Here is a 2,815-nt window from a genome sequence, read left to right as displayed (position 1 = left end):
CCGGGGTGGGGGTGGTGAGCGTGACCCACGGCGACCTGCGCACCACCTACCTGCCGGTGGACCCTTCCGTCTCCCGGGGCGACCCGGTGGGCGACGCACCGATCGGGGTGGTGTCCGCCGAGCCCCGTCACTGCCCCGACCGTTCCTGCCTGCACTGGGGTCTGCTGCACGATCGCACCTACCTGGACCCGCTCTCCCTCCTGGGCCGGGGGCGGGTCCGTCTCCTTCCCCTGGACACCACCGAGGGGTCGCCCGCGAGTTCGAGGGACGTCCGACATCACGCACCGGGCGTGCGGGCACGGGGGCTCGGCACCACCGTGGCCACCGATCACCGTGGTCGAAGGAAGGCGCCCCGACGCGGGCGGACGGCGCACCCACCGGGCGGCCGGAGGACGGAACACACCTCGCACCGATGGCCGGAGGATCCTCCCGGCCGCGGGGGCACCGGCCGCCCGGCCCGGGTTCCGGGGCACCACCCGGGGCATGACCCGCCAGGCCCGTCCGGACCGGTCAGGCGCGAGGATGCGCCTGTTGGTAGGCCGAACGCAACCGGTCCACCGAGACGTGGGTGTAGATCTGGGTGCTCCGCGGACTGGCGTGCCCCAGGAACTCCTGCACGCTGCGCAGGTCCGCTCCGCCGTTGAGCAGGTGGGTGGCGGCGCTGTGACGCAACCCGTGCGGGGCGCCGTCGACCCCGGCGGCACGCAGGTGGGCGTGCACGTCCTCTCGCGCCTGACGTACCCCGAGGCGCCCACCGCGGGCGCCGAGGAAGAGGGCGTCGCCACTCCGGGGACCGAGCAGCGCGGACCGACCACCCGTGATCCAGGCGTCGACGGCGTCCAGGGCCGGCCCCCCGACCGGGACGGTGCGCTCCTTGTCGCCCTTGCCCAGCACCCGCACGGTGTCGCGGGTGCGGTCGAGGTCGGACCGGTCCAGGGCGCACAGTTCGGCGACCCGGATGCCGGTGGCGTAGAGCAGTTCGACGACGGCGCCGCGACGGAGCTCCACCGGGGTCTCGGGCTCGGGCCCGGAGAAGGCCGACCGTGCCTGTTCCTCGTCCAGGACGGTGGGCAGGGTGCGGTGCTGCGCCGGCACCGCCAACCGGGGACCGGGGTCCACCGCCAGGACCCCCTCCCGATGCAGGAAACGGGTGAGGGCGCGCACGGCGGCGACCCGGCGCGCGATGGTCGATCGACCGGCGCCCGATTCACGGGCCCGGGACAGCCAGGAGCGCACCACGGGGACGTCGAGATCGTCGAGGTCGTGTCCGTGCTCGTCCAGGTGGGTGAGGAGAGAGCGCAGGTCGGACAGGTAGCCGCGGACCGTGTGCGGGGAGCGCCCCAGTTCGCCGGTCAGGTGCGCGGACAGCCGTTCCAGCGCTTCCGGGCCGCTCAACCGCGTTCCTTGGGCAGGCAGGCCACGGCGTCGACCTCCACCAGATAGCGGGGGTGGACCAGACCGCTGACCTCGACCAGGGTGGCGGCCGGACGGTGCTCCCCCGGCAGGCACGCATCGAGGGCGGCACGGAATTCGTCGAGGTCGGTGACGTGGCGCAGGTAGGAGGTCAGTTTGACCACGTGCTCCAGGTCGGCGCCGTGCCGACCGAGGATCTCCGTGAGGTTCTGGAAGATCTGCCGGGTCTGCCCGGTGATGTCGAGGGCGATGTCGCCGTCGGACGCCTCCGGGCTCTGTCCCGAAACGAACAGCAGCGGGCCGTCGGCCACGAGGGCGTCGCTGTACGGTTTGGCCATGCCGCCACCGTACCCGTGTGGACGTGTCGGTACCCGTGTACGCGGCCACCCGCGCGGACGCGGTGCCGCCGGGTCGTCGCAGCCGGCGGACCAGGCGGACCCGACCGGCGTCGCGCTGCGAACCCGGCCGGTGTGACGCGGCGGCCCATCGAGTACTCCGTACGGGTGCGGTCCGCGCGAAATCCACCCGGCCGCCGCCGGGGAGCACACCCTGCGGTCACCGCACGTAGGGAACGACGGAGCCGAGCGCCCGAGTCCGGGCTTCGTGGCCCACACCCGGCCCGCCGCCGGGGCCCGTACTTCGGTCACCGCAGGCCGCAGGCCGGACGCCTCCCTTCGGGATGCCGCCCTGACCGCCACGGTTCGAGGCCACCGGCGTCTCGGGACGTCCCGCCCGCGGGCGTGTTCATCGAGGTGCCCCGGGACCGCGGGTGGACCGACGCCAGCCGTCGGGACAACGCTCCGCCAGTCCGGCGGCGGCGAGCAACCCCAGTGATCGCATCACCCCCTCCATCCCCTCCCCACAGCGACGGGCGACCTCGGCGATGCCCGCACCACGCCGACCCAGTGCCGCCAGGATCCGGGCGGTCTCGGGGTCGAGATCGTCGTGACCGGGAAGGGCCACCTCCTCCAGGGGCACGACCTGCTCCACCACGTCCGCGACCCCGGTGACACAGACGGCGCGCCCCTCCCGAAGGAGCCGGTGGCACCCCACGGAGGTCGCCGAGGTGATCGGCCCCGGGACCGCCATCAGGACCCGATGCAGGTCGTTGGTGTGCGTCGCGGTATTCAGGGCGCCACTGCGCCGGCCCGCCTCCACGACCACCGTTCCCGGGGTGAGCGCGGCGATGAGGCGGTTGCGGATGAGGAAGTCCTGCGCACGCGGGGACCGGCCGATCGGGCGCTCGCTCACCAGTGCCCCGGTCCGGGTGACGTCCGCGAACAGCCCGGCGTGCCCCCGCGGGTAGGTACTGTTTTTTGAACGGGTCAGGTCACGGAGCCAGATCCGGATCGAGGCCACCTGCACGGTCCCGTCGAAGATCGCGGCCCGCTTGTCATAGCGG

The 2,815-nt window shown here is 73.7% G+C and carries 3 protein-coding genes; all 3 read right to left on the bottom strand.

Annotated features, from left to right (window positions below; translation table 11 throughout):
• Window positions 1-510 precede the first annotated feature (510 nt).
• Entirely contained in the window at window positions 511-1,395 is an 885-nt protein-coding gene (locus tag DSY14_RS27455) for a tyrosine recombinase XerC (RefSeq protein ID WP_211719506.1), read from the bottom strand.
• Window positions 1,392-1,751: a RidA family protein gene (locus DSY14_RS27450; RefSeq protein WP_211719505.1), complete on the bottom strand. Its 360-nt coding sequence runs from the start codon at window positions 1,749-1,751 to the stop codon at window positions 1,392-1,394. Before DSY14_RS27450 ends, DSY14_RS27455 begins: the two co-directional genes overlap by 4 nt.
• Window positions 1,752-2,157: 406 nt before the next feature.
• Window positions 2,158-2,815, bottom strand: a 658-nt coding sequence (locus DSY14_RS27445; RefSeq protein ID WP_211719504.1) for a DNA-processing protein DprA, incomplete at its 5' end; no start/stop codon positions are given.

The organism is Nocardiopsis sp. MG754419, assembly GCF_018207095.1.
In the GTDB taxonomy this organism is placed as follows: domain Bacteria; phylum Actinomycetota; class Actinomycetes; order Streptosporangiales; family Streptosporangiaceae; genus Nocardiopsis.
Note: the sequence above shows the minus strand (reverse complement) of the source record. Positions and strands in the feature narration are given on the sequence as shown.

Coding starts and splice junctions, on each gene's coding strand:
- DSY14_RS27450 (WP_211719505.1), bottom strand. CDS start 1,751: ATGGCCAAACCGTACAGCGACGCCCTCGTGGCCGACGGCCCGCTGCTG.